The organism is Bacillus cereus group sp. BfR-BA-01381 (genome assembly GCF_022663555.1).
GTDB classification, from domain to species: domain Bacteria; phylum Bacillota; class Bacilli; order Bacillales; family Bacillaceae_G; genus Bacillus_A; species Bacillus_A pacificus.
In genome coordinates, this window is record NZ_JAKUFR010000335.1 from 1 (window position 1) to 225 (window position 225).

Sequence of the window (225 nt, forward strand, 5' to 3'; positions counted from 1 at the left end):
ACTATATTCACCGTCTTTAAGAGCGTTTGGATCAATTGTTGTGTTATTGTCTTGATTATTGTTTCCGCCTTGGTTATCGTTTCCACCTTGGTTATCGTTTCCGCCTTGGTTGTCGTTTCCGCCTTGGTTATCGTTTCCACCTTGGTTATCGTTTCCGCCTTGGTTATCGTTTCCGCCTTGGTTATCGTTTCCGCCTTGGTTGTCGTTTCCGCCTTGGTTGTCGTT

1 pseudogene is annotated in these 225 nt (G+C 45.3%); it reads right to left on the minus strand.

The features are described from left to right. Positions 1-225 (minus strand): annotated as a pseudogene (locus MR079_RS28930) (NEAT domain-containing protein); the annotation flags it as partial.